Below are 20,446 nucleotides of genomic sequence, written 5' to 3'. Positions count from 1 at the left end.
CCGTTCGGAGCAGTCGGCCGACCCCGGCCCGCTGGAACTCGGCCTGCCGAGCACGGTGCGCGACCCGGAGCTGCCGGCCCGGGTCCGGATCCACGAGGTGGGCGCCCGGGACGGCCTGCAGAACGAGAAGGCGCTGGTCCCGGTCGAGGTGAAGGCCGAGTTCATCGCCCGGCTCGCCGCCGCCGGGCTGCGCACGGTGGAGGCGACCAGCTTCGTCCACCCCAAGTGGGTCCCGCAGTTGGCGGATGCCGAGCAGCTGCTTCCGCAGATCATCGGACTGCGCGAGGAGTACCCCGGACTGCGGCTGCCGGTGCTGGTCCCGAACGAGCGGGGCCTGGACCGGGCGCTGGCCCGGGGCGCCGACGAGATCGCGGTCTTCGCCAGCGCCACCGAGACCTTCGCCCGACGCAACCTCAACCGGTCGGTGGCCGAGGTCATGGAGATGTTCCGGCCCGTCGTCGGCCGGGCCGGCGAGGCCGGGGTGCCGTCCCGCGGCTACCTCTCGATGTGCTTCGGCGACCCCTGGGAGGGGCCGGTCCCGCCCCGCCAGGTGGTGGACGCCGGGCTCCAACTGCTCGACATGGGCTGCGCGGAGCTGAGCCTGGGCGACACCATCGGGGTCGCCACGCCGGGCCAGGTCGCCGCGCTGCTGGCCGAGTTCGACCGGGCCGGCGTGCCGGTGGAGCGGCTCGCGGTGCACTTCCACGACACCTACGGGCAGGCCCTGGCCAACACCCTGGCCGCGCTCCGCTGCGGGGTCACCGTGGTCGACTCCTCGGCCGGCGGGCTCGGCGGCTGCCCGTACGCGAAGAGCGCCACCGGCAACCTCGCCACCGAGGACCTGGTCTGGATGCTGCACGGCCTCGGCATCGAGACCGGCGTGGACCTACCCGTCCTGGTCGCCACCAGCGTCTGGCTGGCCGGGGAGCTGGGTCGTCCCAGCCCCTCCCGAGCGGTCCAGGCACTGGCCGGACCGGCCGACTGACGTCCGTCCGGCGCGCGTGGTGACGAACCGTCACCACGCGCGCCGCCGGTCGGCGCCGTCGTGCGCCGGCCCGCCCCCGCGACACCGATCGCACCCCGCTGCGCCCAGGTCACCCCTTCGGGCGAACCACTGGAGGATCAGATGCTCGACCACCGCCTGGATTCCGAGTACGAGGAACTGCGGCGCACGGTCGCCGAGTTCGCCAACGACGTGGTCGCGCCGGTGATCGGCGAGTACTACGAGCGGGAGGAGTTCCCGTACGAGATCGTCAAGGAGATGGGGCGGATGGGCCTGTTCGGCCTGCCCTTCCCCGAGGAGTACGGCGGCATGGGCGGCGACTACTTCGCGCTCTGCCTCGCCCTTGAGGAGCTCGCCCGGGTGGACTCCTCGGTCGCGATCACGCTGGAGGCCGGCGTCTCGCTCGGCGCCATGCCGATCTTCCGGTTCGGCACCGAGGAGCAGAAGCGCGAGTGGCTGCCCCGGCTGGCCGCCGGCGAGATCCTCGGCGCCTTCGGACTGACCGAGCCCGAGGGCGGCTCCGACGCCGGCGCCACCCGGACCACCGCCCGGTTCGACGAGGCCACCCGGGAGTGGGTGATCAACGGGACCAAGTGCTTCATCACCAACTCGGGCACCGACATCACCGGCCTGGTCACGGTGACCGCGCTCACCGAACCGCTCGTCCGTTCGAGTGAAGAAGCGACTGACGCCTCGTCAAAGCGCGAGATCTCCTCCATCATCGTGCCTGTCGGCACCCCCGGGTTCCAGGTGTCGAAGAAGTACAGCAAGGTCGGGTGGAACGCCTCCGACACCCACGAGCTGTCCTTCACCGATTGCCGAGTCCCCGAAGCCAACCTCCTCGGCCAGCGCGGCCGGGGCTTCGCCCAGTTCCTGCGGATCCTCGACGAGGGCCGCATCGCCATCGCCGCCCTGTCCACGGGACTGGCCCAGGGCTGCGTGGACCAGTCGCTCAGCTACGCCGCGACCCGGCGCGCCTTCGGGCGCACGATCGGGTCCAACCAAGCCATCCAGTTCAAGATCGCCGACATGGAGACGCGTGCGCACATGTCCCGCCTGGCCTGGCGGGACGCGGCCTCCCGCCTGCTGCTCGGCGAGCCGTTCAAGAAGGAGGCCGCGATCGCGAAGCTCTACTCCTCCGAGGCCGCCGTGGACAACGCCCGCGAGGCCACCCAGATCCACGGTGGCTACGGCTTCATGAACGAGTACCCCGTCGCCCGCTTCTGGCGCGACAGCAAGATCCTGGAGATCGGTGAGGGCACCTCCGAGGTCCAGCGGATGCTGATCGCCCGCGAGCTGGGCATGAACCCCTGACCCTGGCAACCGACCCACCCCACCCGCCGACCAGACCCGGTCGCCGGCGCCCGCAGCACTGACGCTCGCACCTCGACTGTGATCGTGACGAGCCGTCAGGGACGACCCGTCAGTGCTGCGCGGCCTCCGCGTCCATCTGGTCGTAGCGGGTGAGGGCCAGCTGGAAAGCGGCGGGCTGTACCTTCAGCACCCCGCTGTACGGCCCGCTGAGCTGTAGGACGAGGCCGACCGCGAAAGCCACGGTCGCCCCGACGAAGCACAGCACCATCAGATTCCGGCGGTTGGCGGTCATGCCGATCACCGCCGGGGTCGCGACCACCAGGACCGAACCGACGATCAGACCGCCCAGCGCCAGTCCCGGCACCACCGCCCGGATGTCGGAGAGCCTGGCGTTGCGGGTGGCGAACATGTCGGTCAGGTTCTGCAGGGTGTCCCCCTTGGCGGAGACCTCCGTCGTGGTCTGCGCGTTGGCGGCCTCGGCAGCCGTGCGGACCCGGTCCGCGGCCAACCAGACGGCGGAGCTGCCGTGCCCCGCCGCCATCTGTGACCACTCGTCGTCGATCACCAGGTGGGTGTAGTTGCGAAGGGCTCCCTGGACGGCCCGCCGATCGTCGGCCGCCATGCCCTCGCTCGACCAGTAGACCTCGGTGAGTGACCTGGACTCCTCATAAGTGTGCTGTCGCGCCGAGTTCAGCTCCTGCCAGGCGCCGGCGATGCTGAATCCGGTGAACAGCGCGAAGAACCCCAGGATCGCCGCTCCCGCGAAGGACAGGGCCTGCGGAGTGGTGGCCCCGTCCTTGGAACGGGCGGTTCGGCCGAAGACCGTGCCCACCGCCAGAGCCAGACAGGCACCCAGCAGGGCCGCGATGACACTGCGCCACATCAGTACCCACCTCTGAATTGACGGCTTCTCATGTCCGCCGCTTCACACGACCGGCGAAGGCCGCCGCCAGTACGCAGATCACCGGAAGGAGGAAGGCGAGCAACAACCACATCACCTCTGTCGGACCCCAGTCGTCGCTGATCGTGTACGGCTGCTCCCGACGGCGCCCGCCGGACAGTTGGTCCAACGGCGAGGCGGCTGCTCCGGGGGAAAGCGCCCTACCGGGAGCGGCCGTGCCCGCCGCTCCGCCCGGGCGGTTTCCCTGAGGTGTGCCGGCCCGGAAGGGGGTGGCCGGAAGCCCCGGGGTGAGGCCTGGCAGGTAGGGGGCGCCCTGGAGGACGCCGAGTTGGGCACCCGCGGCAACGGGAACCGCAGCGAGGCCAGCGGCTGCGGCGGCGGCCGCGCCGCCCGCGAGGGCTCCGCCGACGACTCCACCCGCGGCACCTACGCCGTTCGCGGCGTTCACGGTGTTCGCGGCGGACCCCGCAGCTCCGACGGCGCCTGTCGTTCCTGCGGGCCCGGGTCCGGCTCCGGCCGCTGCGGCGGCGGCAGCCGCAGCCACAGCCGCAGCGGCCGAGGTCGCCGAAGTGCCCCCCGCTGCGAAGGCGGACGCAGGAACGCGGCCGAAGAGTGGCGCTGTCGCGGTCGCGGCTGTGCCGGCCGGGACGGAGCCGGAGGCAAGGGTCGAGCCGCCGGGGCCACCACCCGGCCCGGCTCCGGGCACACCGCTTGCACCTCCGGCGCCGCTTCCAGGACCGACACTGCCAGCGACGCCACCACCGGTGCTGCTGCCGGAACTGCCACCGGTGCCACCACTGCCCGTGCTGCTGCCGTCGCCAGTGCCGCTGCCCGCGCTACCGCCGGTACCGGGCACGGGCGTTGGCGGAGGTGCCGGACCGTCATAGCCACTGTTCGCCTCGGCGTTCAGCGTCAGGGCGGGCAGTTCCCGGCCGTCCTCACCGACGGTGTGGTCGGCGGCCGTGGCGGCCGCACGGGCGATGCCGGACTGGCGGCCGGGCAGGGCCTGCCCGGCGGCCGTGCACTCGACGGAGTTCCCCGGGGCGAGCACGCCGCCGTTGGCCAGCCCCGGGCAGTCCACGGCAGTGATCCCGGGCACGGAATCGGTCATCCCGACGCCACTGAGCGGCACCTCGCCGAGGGCCAGCAGGCTGAAGCGCAGGCGCAGCGGCGGGTCCGCCTCGGGTGCGGCCGGCGCGAGTCCCAGGTCCGCTGCGGCCCGGTCCACGAGCGCCGGGCGCCATGCCGAGCGCCGTAGCGATCGTCCCGCCGCACCCACCACGCCCGCCGTAGCGTCAGCTGAGGCCGCGTCAGTGCGACTTCCAGGAACAGACCCACCAGGCGGCCCGCCCCACGCTGCCCGCGGCGCGTCGGCCACCCGCTCCACCCGGAGCCCGGAGACCACCCCGTGGTACGAGGCGGGCGCACCCGCTGCCGGGTTCGGCAGTCCGGCGGGCGCCTGCGCGTCGGCCGTCACGGTGACGGCCTGGTCCCCCGGTGCGGCCGACAGCCTCGCGCGGCACTCCACCGTCTCCAGCCCGCGCAGCACCAGTGGGAGCGGTCGTCCGCAGTCCGGCCGGACGCCCTGGAGTTGGGGATCGTCGAGGGTCACTCCGGTGAGCGGGTACTCCGCGCGGTTGGCCAGTTGGTAGACCCGCAGCAGTTCCGTGCCCGCCCGTACCCGTGGCGGCGCGGCCGCTCCGTTCGTGGTGACCGACAACCGCAGCGCGTCCCGTGCCTCTCCCCCACGCACGGAATCCGCACCGCGACCGCGCCGCAGCACCGTTGCCCCCGCACCCGCACCCGCACCCGCGACCGCCCCGGAACCCGCCCCCGCCCCTACCCCGGCACTTTCGGCCACTCCGGTGCCGGCCGACACGGCCAGCAGGGAAACCAGTACCGCACCGGTGATCATCCGCCTGCGCGGTAATTCCAGAACCCTTGGCGGTCGAACACTCCGCCCGACAGATAGGAAGACCACCGCTCAATTGTTTGCTTGGTACGTCCACAATCGATCAGGCGCGCTAGGCAATCGGCTCACGAGAACCCGATCGGCCTAGCCCCACCCGTCCACCACATTCCGGTGGTGATGCCGCGTCAGGGAATGACGATCACCGGTCGGTTGGCGCGTCGTGCCAACCGGCCCGAGACGGAACCGAAAACCCGGCCGAAGATCCCCTTCGTCGTGCCGACCACGATCGCGTCCGCGGCGTACTCCTTGCCGACTTCCTCGATCTCGTGGCAGATGTCGCCACCGCGCTCCACCAGGATCCACGGGACGCCGGCCAGGAAGTCCGCGCAGGCGAGCTCCAGGCCGAGCACCTCGGTCCGGTGGTCGGGCAGATCCACGAAGACCGGCGGCTCGCAGCCGGCCCACACCGTGGCCGGCAGCCGGTTGGCGACGTGCACGATGACCAGGCCGCAGTTCGAGCGCCGGGCCATGCCCACCGCGTAGGCGAGCGCGCGCTCGCTGGAGAGCGAGCCGTCGAAGCCCACCACCACGCCGTGCTGGAAGGCGGGATCGCAGGGCTTGGCGGGCTGCGCCCGCAGCACCGGGTCCTCCCCGCCGAGCGGAGCCGGGTGCTTGGAGTCCTTGGACCGCACGTCGCCACCACCGTTCTCACCGGGCCCGGGCGTTGCTCCGTCGAAGACCTTGGCCACCGCCGTCGCCGGCCTCAGCAGCCGCGCCGCGAACCGGCCGCCCCGCGTTCTGCGGATCCCGCCCGACCGGACGCCGGAGTCCGTCGACGCCGACACCTCGGGCGACAACTCAGCGGGCAGCTCGGACGACAGCTCGGGTGACGACTCGGACGAGGGCAGCACCGAGCGGGGTCGGGCCCCCTGCGACGGTCGGGACCCCTGCGACGACCGGGGCGGCCGCGAGGCGTCGGACAGCGAATCCGGGAATTCCGCCGATCCGAGAAATCGGAACGGGTCTGCAGATCGGGGAGACTCAGAACCGGCCATGAATCGAGGCTCTTCGAGTGAGAGGGGCCGACAGGAAGGACAGCGCTGCCCAGGCGGCAGGCCAATCATTGGCACGTGATCGGTGGAGGCCGAGCGGCACCGTTAGTGACCTGTTCCTTTCAGAGTACGACGACCGGACGTGGCCGCCCAGCCTTTAGGGCCTGGTGCGACAACGATCCCGCTAATGGCGGCGGCGTGAAGTAATCGGTGCGCGCCCCGGGGGAGCGGGATGACACGCCGCCTTCGCGCGGTTCCCAGGAGCTTGCCTGACGGATTGAGCGGATGCAACAGGTCGGCCACGTACCGTAGGAGAGGAGTTCAGCGGCTCGTGGGGCGGATGGGGTGGCTGTGGCGGCCGGCCAGCATCCGAATCCGGTCGAACCGTTGTCCGACTGCCGCGCTCAGCTGCGATTCCCTTCCTCCCGACCGGCGCCGCTGGCACCATGCACCGCATGCCGCTGCTCCTGCTCGACCTCGACAACACGCTCGTCCCGCGCGACGCGGCCTTCCGGGCCTGGGCTGCGGGCTTCCTCACCGAACACCGGCTCCCCGCAGCCGAACTGGCCTGGCTGACCACCCTGGACGGCGGCGGCTACGTGCCCCGCACCGCGCTGCTCGGCGCCGCCCGCCGGCGCTACCGGCTGGACCAGTCGCTGGAGGCCCTGCTGGCCCATTACGGACGCGGGATCAACTCCCATATCCGCTGCCCCGACTCGCACCTCGCGGCACTGCGGGCGGCCCGCGCGGCCGGTTGCGCGCTGGTCATCGTGAGCAACGGCGGCACCGGCTCCCAGGTCGAGAAGATCCGCCGCACCGGGCTCGCCGCGCTGGTGGACGCCTGGGTGGTCTCCGAGGAGGCCGGGTGCGCCAAGCCGGATCCGCTGATCTTCGAGATCGCGGCCCGGCGCTGCGGGTTCGAGCTGGCCGGGCCCGGGGCGGCCGACGCCTGGGTGATCGGCGACCACGCCCCGGCCGACATCGCGGGCGCCGAGGCGGCCGGCCTGCGCAGCGTCTGGTTGCACCACGGCCGCCCGTGGCCCGAGCTGGGCTACCGGCCGACGCTGACCGCCGCCAGCCTCCCGGAGGCGATCGACCTGGCCCTCGCCACCTCGACCGTCAATGCCCCGACCGTCAATGCCCCGACCGTCAACGTCCCGGCCATCAACGTCCCGACCGCCGCCGCCTGAGCGCAGGCGGTCCACAGGCAGTCCGCAAGCAGTCCACGGAACGGCGTGCGGATCGGCACTCGCCCCAAGCCCATTCCCGGAAACGGAAGTCGGCCCATCCGACTTTCCGGCGAGCCGGAAACCCGCCCCGACCTGACGGCCCATCGACCGCACCCTCGGCCGCCACCCGGAAATCGGTGCGACTGGATTTCCGCCCCCCTTCCGCAGTGAAAGTACGACCACCTACTCATCGCATCCAGGGCGTCATCGAGCACCCGTGCACGGCAGCACAGGGCGGCGAGTCGACCCGGAGGGCAGGTGGCCGGTTCGGGCCGGCCCATCGCACCCCCGGCCACCCGGCACGCACCACCTCCCCGCGACACCCCCACCCGATCGGGAGAACCGGATCCGCCTGCCTCGCGTACGCCACCCCCCGAGCCACCCCTGACCGACCCTCGACACACCCGCTCCCCGCCCCGTCCCCACCCCGCCCCCACCCCGCCCGCGACCCAGCGGCGCCCCGGCGCTTCGCACGGGCGCACGGATGCACTGCGCGCCCCGTTTGCGCAACACCGATTTTCAGTCAGTTTCGGGACTCCTCCGTGCGGTTGGCCATCCTCGCTGGCCACGGCGCCGGTCAGCGGCAGCGGGCCGCCGCCGGGCCCGGCCCGCCGTACGGCAACCAGCCACCGGGCGACCCGCCCCCTTCCCAGAGGGGTCGACGGGTGCCACGCTTCGTGATCGAATGCATCACGCCAAATTGCCATGTCGACATAGCGTCGGATGGTGAACTTGTCACAACGGCGACGGTCCACCCAGTAGATTCGATCTTGTGAGCAGTGCCGCACCACCACACCACACCACCGAGGGGGCTTGGGCGCCTTGAACAGGGTGAGCAGGAGCGAGACAGGTCCTGAAGGCGGCCAGTCCTCGACCGGCCGGGGCGGACCGGCGGTCCCGCCCACCCCGAGAAGCAGTGCCCCGAACTCCCTCCAGCCCTTCTCCGCCACCCGATCGTTCGCGGCCGAGTCCGGCGCCGCCCAGTCGATGGCCCATCACCCGATGAGCGGGCACCCGACCCCCCATCACCAGATGCCCCATCACCCGACGGGTAGTCAGCCGACCAACAGTCAGCCGATGGGCAATCAGCCGATGGGTGGTCAGCCGATGGGCGGTCACCAGCGCGGCGGCAGGCTCCAGTCGGCGTACCAGGACGGCGGCTTCGCGTCCTTCGGCGGCGCGGATCCCGCCTTCGCCGCGACAGCCGCGACAGCCGTCGCAACCGCCTTCGGCGGCCCGGGCGGCCCGGGCGGCCCCGGCGGTTCCGGTGCCCCCGGCGTTCCCGGTGCCGCCGGCAGCGCCGGCCCCGTCGGCACGGTCGGTCAGGCCGGCCCGCTGCCGACCAACGGAGCGGTCCCCAACGGCTCGCCCGCCCCGCGCAAGCTCTCCGGACGCCGCCGCCGGGAGACCGTGGCCGTACTGATCTTCAGCGGGGCACCGATCTTCGAGAGCTCGATCCCGCTCTCCGTCTTCGGCGTGGACCGCCAGGACGCCGGCGTCCCCCGCTACCGCCTGCTGGTCTGCGCCGGCGAGGACGGACCGCTGACCACCACCGGCGGTGTCACCCTCTCCGCGCCGTTCGGCCTGGAGGCGCTCTCCCGGGCGGGCACCATCGTGGTCCCGGCCTGGCGCTCGATCTCCCAGCCCCCGCCGGTCGAGGCGATCGCCGCCCTGCGCAAGGCCCACCACGAGGGCGCCCGGATCATCGGCCTGTGCACCGGCGCCTTCGTGCTCGCCGCGGCCGGCCTGCTGGACGGCCGCCCGGCCACCACCCACTGGATGTACGCGCCGACCCTGGCCAAGCGCTACCCGCGGGTCCACGTCGACCCGCGCGAGCTCTTCGTGGACGACGGCGACGTGCTCACCTCCGCCGGCACCGCAGCCGGCATCGACCTCTGCCTGCACGTGGTCCGCAGCGACCACGGCGCCGAGGCGGCCAACGCGCTGGCCCGCCGCCTGGTGGTGCCGAACCGCCGCAGCGGCGGCGGACAGGCCCAGTACATCGACCAGTCTTTACCGGAGGAGATCGGCAACGACCCGCTGGCCGAGGTGGTCACCTGGGCGCTGGAGAACCTCAACCAGCAGTTCGACGTCGAGGTGCTGGCGGCCCGTGCCTACATGAGCCGCCGCACCTTCGACCGGCGGTTCCGCACGCTCACCGGCAGCGCACCGCTGCAGTGGCTGATCACCCAGCGGGTGCTCCAGGCGCAGCGGTTGCTGGAGACCTCCGAACTCTCGGTGGACGACGTGGCCCGGCGGTGCGGCTTCCGGTCCCCGGTGGCGCTGCGCGGCCACTTCCGCCGTCAGCTCGGGGTGTCCCCCGCCGCCTACCGGACCAGCTACCGGGCCCGGCGTCCGGGCACCGGCCAGTCGGCCGGGGTGCCGCCGCAGGGCACGGCGGTCGAGCGGACCGGAGCCGTCGGGCCGGTGCAGCCGACCGCGGCCGGGCCGGGCGGGACGCAGCCGGGCATGCCGGGCGGCACCGGGGCACCCGGTGCGAACGCCGGTGCGGCCAAGCAGCCCCGCCAGTTGGCGCAGCCCAACCTGCCGGCGCCGGGCAAGAACCGGATCCGTCCGCTGGTCCCGCCGCAGCCGGGTCCGGCCACCCGGCGCGGTGCCGCGCCGGTCCGGCCGGTGGAGCACGCGGTGGCGGAGGACGGCCTGGCCCAGCCCGGCGTGCGCGGGCGGGTCGAGCGGTCGGCCCCGGAGACCCGCAGCGACGCCCGTCCGGGCGGGCGGCCCGGCACCGCGGCGCCCCGCGGTGGGCTGCCGAACGGCGGGCGCGGGACGGGTGCGCCGGGTGTTCCCGGCGGGCCCGCCGCTCCCGGGATGCCCGGCGTTCCCGGCGTTCCCGGCGGAGCGTCAGCCCTGCGGCGCGGCCCGGGAACGAGCGGTGCGCCCGGTCTCGGTGCGGTGGTCCGGCACGGCGCCGGACCCGCCGGAGCCGTCGGTCCCGGCCTGCCCGGTTCCGGCCTGCCCGGCGCCGACGGCGCGGCCCGCTCGCGCCCGACCGGCCCCGCGCCGGTCCGCGGCACCAGCGGGTCGGGCGGGCCCGGCGGGTCGGGCACCGGTGGTCCGGCCGCGGCGCCGGTCGTCCCCGGTTCCCCGGCCGACCCGGCCGCGGACCGCTGAGCGACGGGCCCGCGGCGCCGGGTCGCTGACCCACCGCCAGACAACCGCCCCGGGCGCCCCGCAGGGCGTCCGGGGCACCCGCGCGCCCACCCCCGACCGACCCCGCCCGCCCGTCACACCGGCGGACGGGGTCGGTCGACGTACCGGCGCCGCCTGGTGTCCCGGGAGCGGGGGTGCCCCGTAGGGTGGGACAGGTGAACGACCGTTTGGTATGGATCGACTGTGAAATGACCGGCCTGGACCTCGAACGCGACGCGTTGATCGAGGTGGCGGCCCTGGTCACCGACTCCGAGCTCAACATCCTCGGCGAGGGCGTGGACGTGGTGATCCGCCCGCCGCAGGAGGCGCTCCTGACCATGCCCGAGGTGGTGCGCGAGATGCACACCTCCTCCGGTCTGCTCGACGAGCTGGCCGAAGGCGTGACGCTGGCCGAGGCCGAGGAGAAGGTGCTGGCCTACGTGCGCGAGTGGGCACCCGAGGCGGGCAAGACTCCGCTGTGCGGCAACTCGGTGGCCACCGACCGCGGCTTCCTGTCCCGGGACATGCCGGCCCTGGAGGGCCACCTGCACTACCGGATCGTGGACGTCTCCTCGATCAAGGAGCTGGCCCGGCGCTGGTACCCGCGGGCGTACTACAACAGCCCGCAGAAGGGCGGCAACCACCGGGCGCTGGCCGACATCCGGGAGAGCATCGCCGAACTGCGCTACTACCGCGAGGCGGTGTTCGTCCCGGCGCCCGGCCCGGAGACCGAGCAGGCCAAGGAGATCGCCGCGAAGCACCAGATCGCCGGCGGGTGACCCGCCGCCCACCGCCGGACTCCTCCCCCGGACTCCGGCGGTGGGCACGGGCGTTGTGAGCCGCGTCACTCCGGCGCCCGCGCGTTCCCCGCGCCGGCCCGGCAGTTCGGCGCCGTTCCCGGCCCGCCCGGCCCCCGCCGGGGTTCCGTCCGGCCGTCCGCAGGTCGGCCGGTCGAAACCCTGGCGCGAGCACCCTCGGGAATCCTGTAGAGTTCTTCCTGTCAGCGCGGGAAACGCGCAAGACAGATGGTGGGTGTAGCTCAGTTGGTAGAGCACCTGGTTGTGGTCCAGGTGGTCGCGGGTTCGAGTCCCGTCACTCACCCCATCTGATCAAGCCCTGGCCAGCATCAACGGCCAGGGCTTGATCGTTTTCCGTCTCACGTCAACACGACGTCAGCACGAGCTGTCCACCCAGGGGCCTACGGTCCCCCCATGGCGACCATCCGAAACCGCGTCCGCAAGGACGGCGGCATCACCTACACCGTGCTCTGGCGCGCTGGCGGCAAGGCCGACGCCAAGCAGGAGTCCGAGATCTTCCCGGACTCCCTGGAGAACGCCGAGCAGAAAGCCGAGCTCTTCAAGGGCCTCGTCAACCTGAACGGCCAGCAGTGGCCACCTGGCTGGGTCCGGGGCAAGGGGTTCGTCCAGCCCGAGCTCGAACCCGAGCCGACAGCTTTCCCGAGCAACCAGCCGCTACTCGAATACGCACGCCGCATCGTGGATCGGCTCACTGGCATCGACGAGCGCACCCGCGGTGACTACCACCGCGAGCTGCGCCTCCACGTCGAGGGCGTCCTGGTGCACACGGCGCCGGATGGCACGGTCGTGCCCCCCACAGTTGGCAACGTGACGAAGGACGACATCACCGAGTGGGTGCGCGCCGAGGAGGACGGCAAGGTGCGCCACGACGACCCGGAGCAGTGGGAGCGCCAGCCGGCTTCCCCGAAGTCCATCAAGAACCGCCATGGCGTCCTCTACAGCGTCTTCCAGGCCGCCGTCGAGGCTGAGCCCTCACTGCGCAGCGGCAACCCCTGTGCGCGCACCAAGCTCCCCCGCCTCGACGGCGGCACGGAGGAGGAGATGGTCTTCCTGGAGTACTCCGAGTGGCAGCGCGTCCGAGCGGAGCTCGCGCTCATCTGCGGCGGCGACGGAGTCGACATAGCGGAAGTACTCGTCGCAACCGGGCTTCGCTGGGGCGAACTGACGGCACTTCAGGTCCGCGACTTGAATTTGTCCGGATCCACACCCACGCTGCGCGTCACCCGCGCCTGGAAGCGGCAGCGGGACAACTCGCTGAAGCTCGGGCCGCCGAAGACGAAGAGGAGCCGGCGCACGTTGGCGCTCGCGCCGGGCACCGCAGAGATCGTCCGGCGCAGGATTGTGGCCAAGGGCCCCGAGGACTTCGTCTTCACCACCGCGTGGGGCAACCCGTGGCGCCACTCGAACTTCTACAGCCGCCGGTGGCTGCCGGCGGTGAAGGCCGCCAAGGCCAAGGGTCTGCCGAAGTCACCCCGGCTGCACGACCTGCGCCACACGCATGTGAGCTGGCTCATCGCGAAGAACATCCCGCTGCCGGCGATCCAGGCCCGACTGGGGCACGAGAGCATCAAGACGACGGTGGACCGCTACGGGCACCTCGTACGGGAGCTGGACGCGGAGATCGCCGCCGCCGTCGAGGTCGCGATGACTTCGACGGCTGGCAACGGCCTCCACCTCGTTACGGCGTGATCAGCCGATCCGGTGGTGGTGTGCTGGGTCGGCCCCGATGAGGCAGTCCCAGCATGACCAGGCCACTGCGGACCCAAGTTCGCACGCGCAGCGGATTCGCCGACGCAGGGCCTCCAGATCTGCCTCTGTCGCGTGGTCTTCCCGGATGGCCAGGATGGTCTGGTCGTCCAGGTCGAACCGTGCGATGAGGCGACCCCCCGGAAGGCTCGGCACCGGGTCGATCACTACCTCGCGATGCAGACTCTCCTTGATCTGCCGGTCGCGTACTTGCAGCACCTTGCAGCCCCCTCGCGGGTTTGGCCCCCCGTGTATGGCTGATGGCGCGTCAGCCAGACGGTGAACGCGTTGCTGCTCCCCAGGCGCTTGCCCATCCTGCCGCGTCAGCAGCGTGATTGGAAGATCACAGTCCGCTGAAACTTAAGATCCTTTTGAGGTTTCGCGGCGCGCGACCTGCTGTGCTGCGTAGAGCTCGGCCATCTGCGCGAGGTCGGCGCGTTCTTCCGGTGTCAGCTCCTCCATGCGGGCCACAACTGCCCGGACGGTACTGTCACCGCTCCATTCGGCCTGCCGCTGCATCCCGAGGAACTGGACAGCCGCCTCATCCTGGAGCCGGCGCAGTGGCAGCTGGAGGCCGGCGGCCATCGCGCGCAGTTCGGACAGCCGGGGAGTGAGTACCGGCTCACCCTTCTCCAGGCGCTCGATCCAGCCCTTGGTGATCGGGGTGGCGCCGGTCTCGGGGTCGATGCAGCGTTCAGCGAGGGCGCGGAGGCTGAGGCCGAGCTCGGCACGTCGAGTACGGACGAGGTCGCTGAAGGGGGTCTCGGTGTCGTGCTCAGCCATGAGGATCATCCTGCCGCTCCACATCGTGATCGCAAAGGCACAGCGCCCATGGTCCGCCCCGCACAGCCGGCCCCGTCGTGCCGGAGTTTACGAGACAGGGTGACAGCAGGAAGTCGCTGGGGTGTAGCGATCGGCGAGATTTTGGCGCGAATGCAGCACGAGCACGATGTCCAAGTAGATGGACACTGCGTCCAGAGATGTGCCATGCTCCTCATGTCCAAGTAGATGGACATTCCTTCCAGGGAGGTGGACAGCATCATGCGTTACACCCTTCGCAACCCAGACCTCCTGCGCATGCTCATGCAGCACACCGGCACCGGCAGAAGCGTCTCGATCAGGGACCTCGCCCGGACGGCGCGCTGCTCCCACGGCACGATCCACAATCTGCTTGCCGGCTCTCTGCCCGCCATTGAGCACCCGGCCGCAGTGGCCATCGCTCACCGGATCGGCGTCGACCTGCTCGTCCTCTGGGCCCCTGTCGGTCGCGCCGCGCCGCTCACCAGCCGCGAGGCAGTGCCCGTATGACGACGCCGCTGCTGATCGACTACGAGGCCTGCGCCACCGCGCTGGGTCTCGACAGCCCGAACTGGCTCCAGGAACACATCAGCGAGCTGCCCCACGTCCGGCTGGGCAAGTACGTCCGGTTCAGCGCGGACAACCTCGCCCAGATCATCCGGACGCACACCGTGCTGCCGGCCGCTGCCGAGCTCCCGTCGAGCGCGTCGGACGTCCCGGTCGCACTGCTGGAGCTGCGGCCCGGGCGAGCGCCGCGCGGCCGCCAGTCGAACTGACCACATCACCAGACCCGGGCGGGCCGCCCCTGGATTGGACCCCTCGGGGCGACCCCGGCCCACCTCACCCAGACAGAACGAGAAGGAGGCAGGCCGATCATGAAGCCTACCCCGCACCGCCCCCAGCACGGCCCGGTCATCGCCCTGACCCAGCTGATCACCGAGTACCCCGAACTGCCCCCGCTGCAGTGGCACCTGACGACCAGCGGCCAGCTCGGCGCCGACCGACACCGCATCGTCCCGAACGACGGGCCTGCCGACGTGCGCGCGGTGCTCGCCGCCTACGCGGCTGTTCTGGGCGCCGACCCCACCGAACCGTTCCTCTACATGCACGACGGACGGATGATCGTGTCACAGCACATTCGGACGACCTGGCGCGATGTGCCGCTGAACATCGCCACGTACGCCACCCTCGCCGAGTACCCCGAGCTGGCGCCGGCGGTAGCCGCGTGACCGGCCGTGCCGAGTTCTGGCTGGTTGTCCTGTCCGCCTTGGCACTGGCTCTGATCGTAGAGGCGTACCTGGAGGAACTCCGGCACGAGCGCGGTCCGCGCCGGGGCCGCAACCGCCGCAGGCCCCGCCGATGACGATCCTCCACGCGCTGCTGATCGGCGCCGCATGCTGCCTGGTCCTCGGGACCGGCCTGCGCTGGCTCGCCGCCGTCATCCAGCTCCTGATCAACCTCACCACCAACAAGCCCAAGGGGGACTCCCAGTGACCGCTGTCCTTCCGGAAGCCCCGGCCGCTAGCCCCATCATCACGGAGCCCGGCATCTACGAGATGACGAACGAGCAGTACCACGCCGACCCGGTCCCGGGCGGATCCCTTTCCTCGTCAGGTGCGCGGAAGTTGTTGGCGCCGTCGTGCCCGGCCCTGTTCCGCCACGAGCAGTTGCACGGCCAGAAGCCGCGCAAGGTGTTCGACCTCGGGGCCGCGGCCCACGGACTGGTGCTCGGTGCCGGACCAGAGCTCGCCCGCATCGACGCCGACGAGTGGCGCACGGCCGCTGTGAAGGCCAAGGTCGCGGCCGCCCGAGAGCGCGGCGCGATCCCGTTGAGGCCCGCTGAGTACGAGCAGGTGCAGCAGATGGCCGCCGCCCTGCGGCAGCACCCGATCGCTTCGGCGCTGTTCGCCCCCGGCAGCGGTCTGCCGGAGCAGTCGTTGTTCTGGACCGACCAGGCCACCGGCGTGTGGCGGCGGGCCCGCTTGGACTGGCTGCCGACACCGAGCAGCGGCCGGCGGCTGATCATCCCGGACTACAAGACGTGCGCCTCGGCGGATCCGGAGGCGATCGCCAAGTCGGTGCTGACCTACGGCTATCACCAGCAGGACCCGTGGTACGTCGACGCCGTTCGGGCGCTGGGCCTCGGCGACGAGTCGACCACGTTCGTCTTCGTCTTCCAGGAGAAGTCGGCGCCGTACCTGGTGAACGTGGTCCAGCTCGATGCCGTGAGCCGGCGCCTCGGCCGGAAGCTCAACCGCAAGGCCATTTCCCTGTACCGGGACTGCGTCACCGCCGACCGGTGGCCCGGCTACAGCGACGGGATCGAAATCGTCTCGCTGCCCGCGTGGGCGCAGAAGCAGCTGCAGGAGATCCAGTGACGAACATCGAGCAGTACCTGCCGTCCGCGCCGGCCCGGATCGGGCAGGGCACCGCGGTGGAGCAGTCCCGGGCGGTGGCCGAGGTTCAGGCGGCGATCGTGGTGGCGCAGCAGTGCCCGCGGATCATCCAGGCGGCGATGACCGAGATGCGGCAGTCGTGCCGACAGATGGCCCTCGCCGAGCGGGCGTTCTACCGCTTCCCCCGTGCGGGTGGCGCTGTGTCGGGGCCGTCTGTGCACCTGGCCCGTGAGCTGGCCCGCTGCTGGGGGAACGTCCAGTACGGGCTGGCCGAGTTGCGCCGCGACGACGAGGCCGAGCAGTCCGAGATGCAGGCGTTCGCGTGGGACGTCCAGACGAACGCGCGCACGAGCTCGACGTTCATCGTCCCTCACAAGCGGGACACGAAGGACGGTCCGAAGTCGCTGACGGACATGCGCGACATCTACGAGAACAACGCCAACAACGGCGCCCGACGGGTGCGTGAGGCGATCTTCGCGATCCTGCCGCCCTGGTTCGTCGAAGAGGCCAAGGACCTGTGCGCGCAGACCCTGAAGAACGGCGGCGGCAAGCCGCTGCCGAAGCGCATTGCCGACGCCATCATGGTGTTCGAGGGGCTCGGGATCACCGCCGAGCGGATCGAGCAGAGGCTGGGCCGCCCGTCCGGGAAGTGGACGGAGCACGATGTCGCCCAGCTGACCGTCACCTACAAGAGCCTGCAGCGCGGCGAGGTGACCATCGAGGACGAGTTCCCCGCGGAGCTCGCCACCGTCGCCGAGATCATGCAGCCGGCCGCCATGAGCCAGCAGGGTGGTGCCGAGTGAGTTGGCACACGGGCCGCATGGCAGCGTTCGATCTGGAGACCACCGGGGTGGACGTCGAGGAGGACCGGCTCATCACCGGGGCAGTGGTCGAGGTCGGCGGCGGCCAGCGGGCCGTCACCCAGGCGTGGATGTGCAACCCGGGCCTGCCGATCCCGCGCGCCGCAACGAAGGTGCACCACATCACCGACGCGCAGGCTCGCGTTGCCCCGCCAGCCGCTGAGGTGGTCCCCCGGATCGCGCAGGCGATCGTCGCGCAGGCCCGCGCTGGCCGGCCCCTGATCGTCATGAACGCGCCCTTCGACCTGACCCTGTTGGACCGCGAGTTGCGCCGGCACGGCCTGCCGTCGCTGGCCGAGCAGCTCGGCGACACCGACCTGCACGTCATCGACCCGTTGCTGATCGATCGCCAGCTCGACCGGTATCGAAAGGGCGCCCGCACGCTGACCGACCTGTGCGCGCACTACGGGGTGACGATCGAGCGGGCGCACACTGCGGACGGGGACGCGCTCGCCGCGGCCCGGCTGGTCGGGGCCGTCGCCCGCTGGTTTCCGCAGCTGCAGCGCTGGTCGGTGGAGTACCTGCACTGGCAGCAGGTCGAGTGGGCTCGGCAGCAGGCGCCGGGGCGGCAGGAGTACCTTCGCCGCCGGAATCCCTCGGCGGTGGTGTCCGGCGACTGGCCGCTGATCCCACGCACGCGAACCGGCGGTGGCCGATGAACGGCCCCCGCCGCCGTCAGGATCACGGAACGTACGCCCGTGCCGTCGGGCGTCCGGCTGGCTGCAGCCGCTGTCCCAAACCGGATCTGTGTTCGCGGTGCAGCGCTTGTAGGTGTACTCCCTGCGTTGAGGCCCGCCGCGCCTACACCGCCCGGCGCGCTCTGCTGGCGGCAACCGGCCGCAGGTTGACCGTGGATGCCACACCAGTGGCAAGTCGGCTGAGGACGCTCCGCGCCGCTGGAGCTGGCTGGGACAAGTTGGTGACCGCCACCGGATGCTCCACAGCAACGCTGGCCGCGCTGCTGAACGGCACTCGACCCAGGGTTCGACGCTCAACCGCCCAGCGAATCATGGCGGTTCGGCTCGCCGATGCCCTTTGCTCCGGAGCGAGCGTTCCCGCGATCGGCTCGGTTCGACGCCTCCGTGCCCTGGTCGCCGCCGGCCACCCGGTTCACAAGATCGTTGCTGCGACAGGGCTGGAGCAGACCACGGTCTCCTACCTGCTCACCGGGGCGGTCACCACCATCCGGGTTCGGACCCATCAGCGGGTCGAGGTTGCGTTTGAACGACTCGCGCTGGTCCCCGGTCACAGTGCGCGGTCGCTTGCCCGCGCGGCTCGCAACCAGTGGTCTCCGCCACTGGCCTGGGACGACCCGGACGATCCGAGTGAACTCCCGCAGCACGGCGACCAGTCGGTGCGCCGTGAGGCGATCGTGGAGGACACCGCCGAGCTGGCACGGCAGGGCCTGTCGCGTGAAGCGGTGACCCACCGGCTCGGCGTGTCGTGGGCTGTCGTCCAGCAGTCGCACACCCGGTGTGGCATCCCGGTGCCCACCTTCGCCGCGTGACGTGCTGTCCGAAACTCCCTGATCATCCACCCGCTGCCCGGCCCCGTGCCGGGCGGCCACCCGCACACCCACCAGCTGAGGAGGACACACCGTGGACGCTGAAACCGCCGTCGCCGTCTCCCTATACAAGAACGGCGCGACCGTCGCTGACATCGCCGAGGTCACTGGGCTGACTCAGCACGAGCTCGCCGCGGCCGTGACCGGAACGGGTGCCCCGTTCGCCGTCCGCACCCCGACGAACGACCCGTCCGGAATGCTGATCACCTGGGGCCAGCAGCACGGGACCAAGGGCATGCAGCGTCTCGCCGAGACCGCCCGGAATGCGCTCGCTGGTCTCCAGGAGGCCCACCGGAATGAGGCCGTGGTCGAGGCGGCCCGGGCGCGCGTTCGGGCTGCGCGAGAGCAACTGGCCACCGCCGAACAGGCCCTGCGTACCGCTCAAGGAACGGCGCCGAAGAAGTCGGCTGCCGCGGCGCCGGCCGTTCCGCGGCCCGACCGAGCCGAGGGCGCGTTGATCCGCGAGTGGGCTCGGGCGCGCGGCCACCAGGTCGGGAGCGCTGGTGCCATCGCGCAGGACCTGATCGTGGCCTACCGCGCCGAACACCCCCGCGCCGACGCCGCCTGACGGCTACTTGTACGGCCTGGGCCGACGTGACCCCCCGTCGGCCCAGGCAACCAACCCTCTGCCGAGAGAGAGCCCGTGACCAACAGCCAGCGCCAGTCCGTCCGGAACGCCTGGGTCAATGCCCTGCGCGCCGAGACACTGCGCGAGCGCAACCGCGCGCAGGCCACGGTCGCGTTGGTCGGGCACATGATCGCCACCTACACCGACGCGGACGGCGGTGGAGCGTTCCCGAGCAGGGAGACGCTGGCGTTGCTGTGCGGCTGCACCACCGAGACCGTATCCCGGGCTGTGGCCGTGCTCACCGCGGTGGGGATGCTGGCCCGGAAGCGTCGTCCGAACAGCCCGATGGTGTATCAGCTGCTGCTCCCGGTCAGCCGGCCGGACTGGGACTCGCACATGCCTGCGTTCACCGAGACCCGGCAGAAGCGGGCCCGCGCGGCCGCGAAGGAACGCCTGGCCACCGAGTTGGAAGCCGCCCTGGCCGGCACCGCACCGACCTCTCGGACAGCGTCCCCGGACGCCATCCGGACAGCGTCCCCGGCGGGGCTTCCGGACAGCGTCCCCGGACGCCATCCGAAGGAGTCGGACAGCGTCCCCGGACGCCCCCGGTTAGCGTCCCCGGACGCCATCCGGACAGCGTCCCCGGCGGGGGGTACCAGAACACCTACCTCCGGTAGGGACCAGGACACCCACCACACACTCGCGGGCCATGTACAGCAACCACAGCACCGCGCGCCCGACCCCCGAACCGACGACCCCCAACTCCTCCCCCCCGACTGGACACCCAGCACCGCCGCCATCGAAGCAGCGCAGTCCAACCGCACCGCCGCCGGCCGCCCCGTCCTCACCGGCAGCGAACTCATCACGGTGACACGCCGCTTTCGCAGCCGAGTCCGCGCCGATCACTGGCTCACCACCCCAGACGCCGCCAACGCCCGCTGGATCACCTGGGTCGAACGCGAACGCTCAGGAGACGCCGACCAACCACCGCTACTCCTCAGCCTCCCAGGCGGCCAACACCACACCACCACCCAACCCGCCGCGCCCAACACACCAGCACGCCACCCAGAAAACACACGAGACACCGCCTGACAGGCCGCCAGCAGCCCGGAGACCGGTCCCGTGTCCGAACGCG

General features: G+C 71.7%; 19 protein-coding genes, 1 tRNA gene and 2 pseudogenes. 17 read left to right on the top strand and 5 right to left on the bottom strand.

The annotated features are described in order from the left end of the window. Positions 1–31 precede the first annotated feature (31 nt). Together FHX73_RS19060 and FHX73_RS19055 are read left to right on the top strand one after the other, a co-directional pair. Positions 32–985: a hydroxymethylglutaryl-CoA lyase gene (locus FHX73_RS19060; protein ID WP_425461443.1), complete on the top strand. Its 954-nt coding sequence runs from the start codon at positions 32–34 to the stop codon at positions 983–985. A gap of 141 nt (positions 986–1,126) precedes the next feature. Continuing rightward, positions 1,127–2,317, top strand: coding sequence for an acyl-CoA dehydrogenase family protein (locus FHX73_RS19055; protein WP_145906139.1), 1,191 nt, complete (start codon positions 1,127–1,129; stop codon positions 2,315–2,317). Between the two features lie 109 nt (positions 2,318–2,426). Here the strand turns inward: FHX73_RS19055 and FHX73_RS19050 are convergent, their stop codons facing one another. The 3 genes and pseudogenes from FHX73_RS19050 to FHX73_RS19040 all read right to left on the bottom strand — a co-directional run. Next, a complete protein-coding gene (locus FHX73_RS19050; RefSeq protein WP_145906138.1) occupies positions 2,427–3,200 on the bottom strand; it encodes a bestrophin-like domain in 774 nt (257 codons plus the stop codon). 28 nt (positions 3,201–3,228) lie between these two features. Then, a complete protein-coding gene (locus FHX73_RS44740) occupies positions 3,229–5,133 on the bottom strand; it encodes a hypothetical protein (protein ID WP_170304959.1) in 1,905 nt (634 codons plus the stop codon). Between the two features lie 182 nt (positions 5,134–5,315). Next, a pseudogene (locus FHX73_RS19040) lies at positions 5,316–5,750 on the bottom strand (universal stress protein); the annotation flags it as partial. Positions 5,751–6,637: 887 nt separating this feature from the next. Between FHX73_RS19040 and FHX73_RS19035 the strand changes: the two are divergent. The 5 genes and pseudogenes from FHX73_RS19035 (at position 6,638) to FHX73_RS19015 (ending at position 13,068) form a co-directional block, all read left to right on the top strand. Continuing rightward, positions 6,638–7,372: an HAD family hydrolase gene (locus FHX73_RS19035; RefSeq protein ID WP_145906136.1), complete on the top strand. Its 735-nt coding sequence runs from the start codon at positions 6,638–6,640 to the stop codon at positions 7,370–7,372. 1,374 nt (positions 7,373–8,746) lie between these two features. After that, a pseudogene (locus FHX73_RS19030) lies at positions 8,747–9,904 on the top strand (helix-turn-helix domain-containing protein); the annotation flags it as partial. Positions 9,905–10,737: 833 nt separating this feature from the next. Further along, a complete protein-coding gene (orn, locus tag FHX73_RS19025; RefSeq protein ID WP_145906135.1) occupies positions 10,738–11,340 on the top strand; it encodes an oligoribonuclease in 603 nt (200 codons plus the stop codon). 249 nt (positions 11,341–11,589) lie between these two features. After that, positions 11,590–11,665: transfer RNA gene (locus tag FHX73_RS19020), tRNA-His, on the top strand. Between the two features lie 107 nt (positions 11,666–11,772). Then, positions 11,773–13,068, top strand: coding sequence for a tyrosine-type recombinase/integrase (locus tag FHX73_RS19015; RefSeq protein ID WP_145906134.1), 1,296 nt, complete (start codon positions 11,773–11,775; stop codon positions 13,066–13,068). On the opposite strand, the gene FHX73_RS19010 is transcribed toward FHX73_RS19015, so the two are convergent. Together FHX73_RS19010 and FHX73_RS19005 are read right to left on the bottom strand one after the other, a co-directional pair. Then, positions 13,069–13,344, bottom strand: coding sequence for a hypothetical protein (locus tag FHX73_RS19010; RefSeq protein ID WP_145906133.1), 276 nt, complete (start codon positions 13,342–13,344; stop codon positions 13,069–13,071). A 141-nt stretch (positions 13,345–13,485) separates the two neighbouring features. Next, on the bottom strand, positions 13,486–13,908 hold the full coding sequence (locus FHX73_RS19005; protein ID WP_246213599.1) for a helix-turn-helix domain-containing protein: 423 nt from the start codon (positions 13,906–13,908) through the stop codon (positions 13,486–13,488). Between the two features lie 258 nt (positions 13,909–14,166). On the opposite strand from FHX73_RS19005, the gene FHX73_RS19000 reads away from it, so the two are divergent. The 10 genes from FHX73_RS19000 (at position 14,167) to FHX73_RS18960 (ending at position 20,403) form a co-directional block, all read left to right on the top strand. Next, the gene (locus FHX73_RS19000) at positions 14,167–14,433 is read left to right on the top strand and encodes an XRE family transcriptional regulator (RefSeq protein WP_246213598.1); all 267 of its coding nucleotides are present in this window, start codon (positions 14,167–14,169) and stop codon (positions 14,431–14,433) included. Further along, a complete protein-coding gene (locus FHX73_RS18995; RefSeq protein WP_145906130.1) occupies positions 14,430–14,699 on the top strand; it encodes a hypothetical protein in 270 nt (89 codons plus the stop codon). Before FHX73_RS19000 ends, FHX73_RS18995 begins: the two co-directional genes overlap by 4 nt. Positions 14,700–14,798: 99 nt before the next feature. Beyond that, a complete protein-coding gene (locus FHX73_RS18990) occupies positions 14,799–15,152 on the top strand; it encodes a hypothetical protein (RefSeq protein ID WP_145906129.1) in 354 nt (117 codons plus the stop codon). Positions 15,153–15,282: 130 nt separating this feature from the next. Then, positions 15,283–15,417: a hypothetical protein gene (locus tag FHX73_RS47240; RefSeq protein WP_281292690.1), complete on the top strand. Its 135-nt coding sequence runs from the start codon at positions 15,283–15,285 to the stop codon at positions 15,415–15,417. Positions 15,418–15,479: 62 nt separating this feature from the next. Then, positions 15,480–16,301 (top strand): PD-(D/E)XK nuclease-like domain-containing protein, encoded by an 822-nt coding sequence (locus FHX73_RS18985; protein WP_246213597.1) that lies wholly within the window; start codon positions 15,480–15,482, stop codon positions 16,299–16,301. Then, positions 16,298–17,122, top strand: coding sequence for a hypothetical protein (locus FHX73_RS18980; RefSeq protein WP_145906127.1), 825 nt, complete (start codon positions 16,298–16,300; stop codon positions 17,120–17,122). The genes FHX73_RS18985 and FHX73_RS18980 overlap by 4 nt, the downstream gene beginning before the upstream one ends. Beyond that, positions 17,119–17,838: an exonuclease domain-containing protein gene (locus tag FHX73_RS18975; protein WP_145906126.1), complete on the top strand. Its 720-nt coding sequence runs from the start codon at positions 17,119–17,121 to the stop codon at positions 17,836–17,838. The genes FHX73_RS18980 and FHX73_RS18975 overlap by 4 nt, the downstream gene beginning before the upstream one ends. A gap of 260 nt (positions 17,839–18,098) precedes the next feature. Next, the gene (locus FHX73_RS18970; protein ID WP_145906125.1) at positions 18,099–18,686 is read left to right on the top strand and encodes a hypothetical protein; all 588 of its coding nucleotides are present in this window, start codon (positions 18,099–18,101) and stop codon (positions 18,684–18,686) included. A gap of 91 nt (positions 18,687–18,777) precedes the next feature. Next, a complete protein-coding gene (locus FHX73_RS18965) occupies positions 18,778–19,311 on the top strand; it encodes an Lsr2 family DNA-binding protein (protein ID WP_145906124.1) in 534 nt (177 codons plus the stop codon). Positions 19,312–19,386: 75 nt separating this feature from the next. Then, positions 19,387–20,403 carry a helix-turn-helix domain-containing protein gene (locus FHX73_RS18960; protein WP_145906123.1) on the top strand — a complete coding sequence of 339 codons (1,017 nt, stop codon included), beginning with the start codon at positions 19,387–19,389 and terminating at the stop codon, positions 20,401–20,403. The last annotated feature ends 43 nt before the right edge of the window (positions 20,404–20,446 follow it).

It is taken from the genome of Kitasatospora viridis, assembly GCF_007829815.1.
GTDB lineage: Bacteria > Actinomycetota > Actinomycetes > Streptomycetales > Streptomycetaceae > Kitasatospora > Kitasatospora viridis.
Note: the sequence above shows the minus strand (reverse complement) of the source record. Positions and strands in the feature narration are given on the sequence as shown.

Coding starts and splice junctions, on each gene's coding strand:
- FHX73_RS19055 (WP_145906139.1), top strand. CDS start 1,127: ATGCTCGACCACCGCCTGGATTCCGAGTACGAGGAACTGCGGCGCACG.
- FHX73_RS19050 (WP_145906138.1), bottom strand. CDS start 3,200: ATGTGGCGCAGTGTCATCGCGGCCCTGCTGGGTGCCTGTCTGGCTCTG.
- FHX73_RS44740 (WP_170304959.1), bottom strand. CDS start 5,133: ATGATCACCGGTGCGGTACTGGTTTCCCTGCTGGCCGTGTCGGCCGGC.
- FHX73_RS19035 (WP_145906136.1), top strand. CDS start 6,638: ATGCCGCTGCTCCTGCTCGACCTCGACAACACGCTCGTCCCGCGCGAC.
- FHX73_RS19015 (WP_145906134.1), top strand. CDS start 11,773: ATGGCGACCATCCGAAACCGCGTCCGCAAGGACGGCGGCATCACCTAC.
- FHX73_RS19005 (WP_246213599.1), bottom strand. CDS start 13,908: ATGGCTGAGCACGACACCGAGACCCCCTTCAGCGACCTCGTCCGTACT.
- FHX73_RS19000 (WP_246213598.1), top strand. CDS start 14,167: ATGCGTTACACCCTTCGCAACCCAGACCTCCTGCGCATGCTCATGCAG.
- FHX73_RS18995 (WP_145906130.1), top strand. CDS start 14,430: ATGACGACGCCGCTGCTGATCGACTACGAGGCCTGCGCCACCGCGCTG.
- FHX73_RS18990 (WP_145906129.1), top strand. CDS start 14,799: ATGAAGCCTACCCCGCACCGCCCCCAGCACGGCCCGGTCATCGCCCTG.
- FHX73_RS47240 (WP_281292690.1), top strand. CDS start 15,283: ATGACGATCCTCCACGCGCTGCTGATCGGCGCCGCATGCTGCCTGGTC.
- FHX73_RS18985 (WP_246213597.1), top strand. CDS start 15,480: ATGACGAACGAGCAGTACCACGCCGACCCGGTCCCGGGCGGATCCCTT.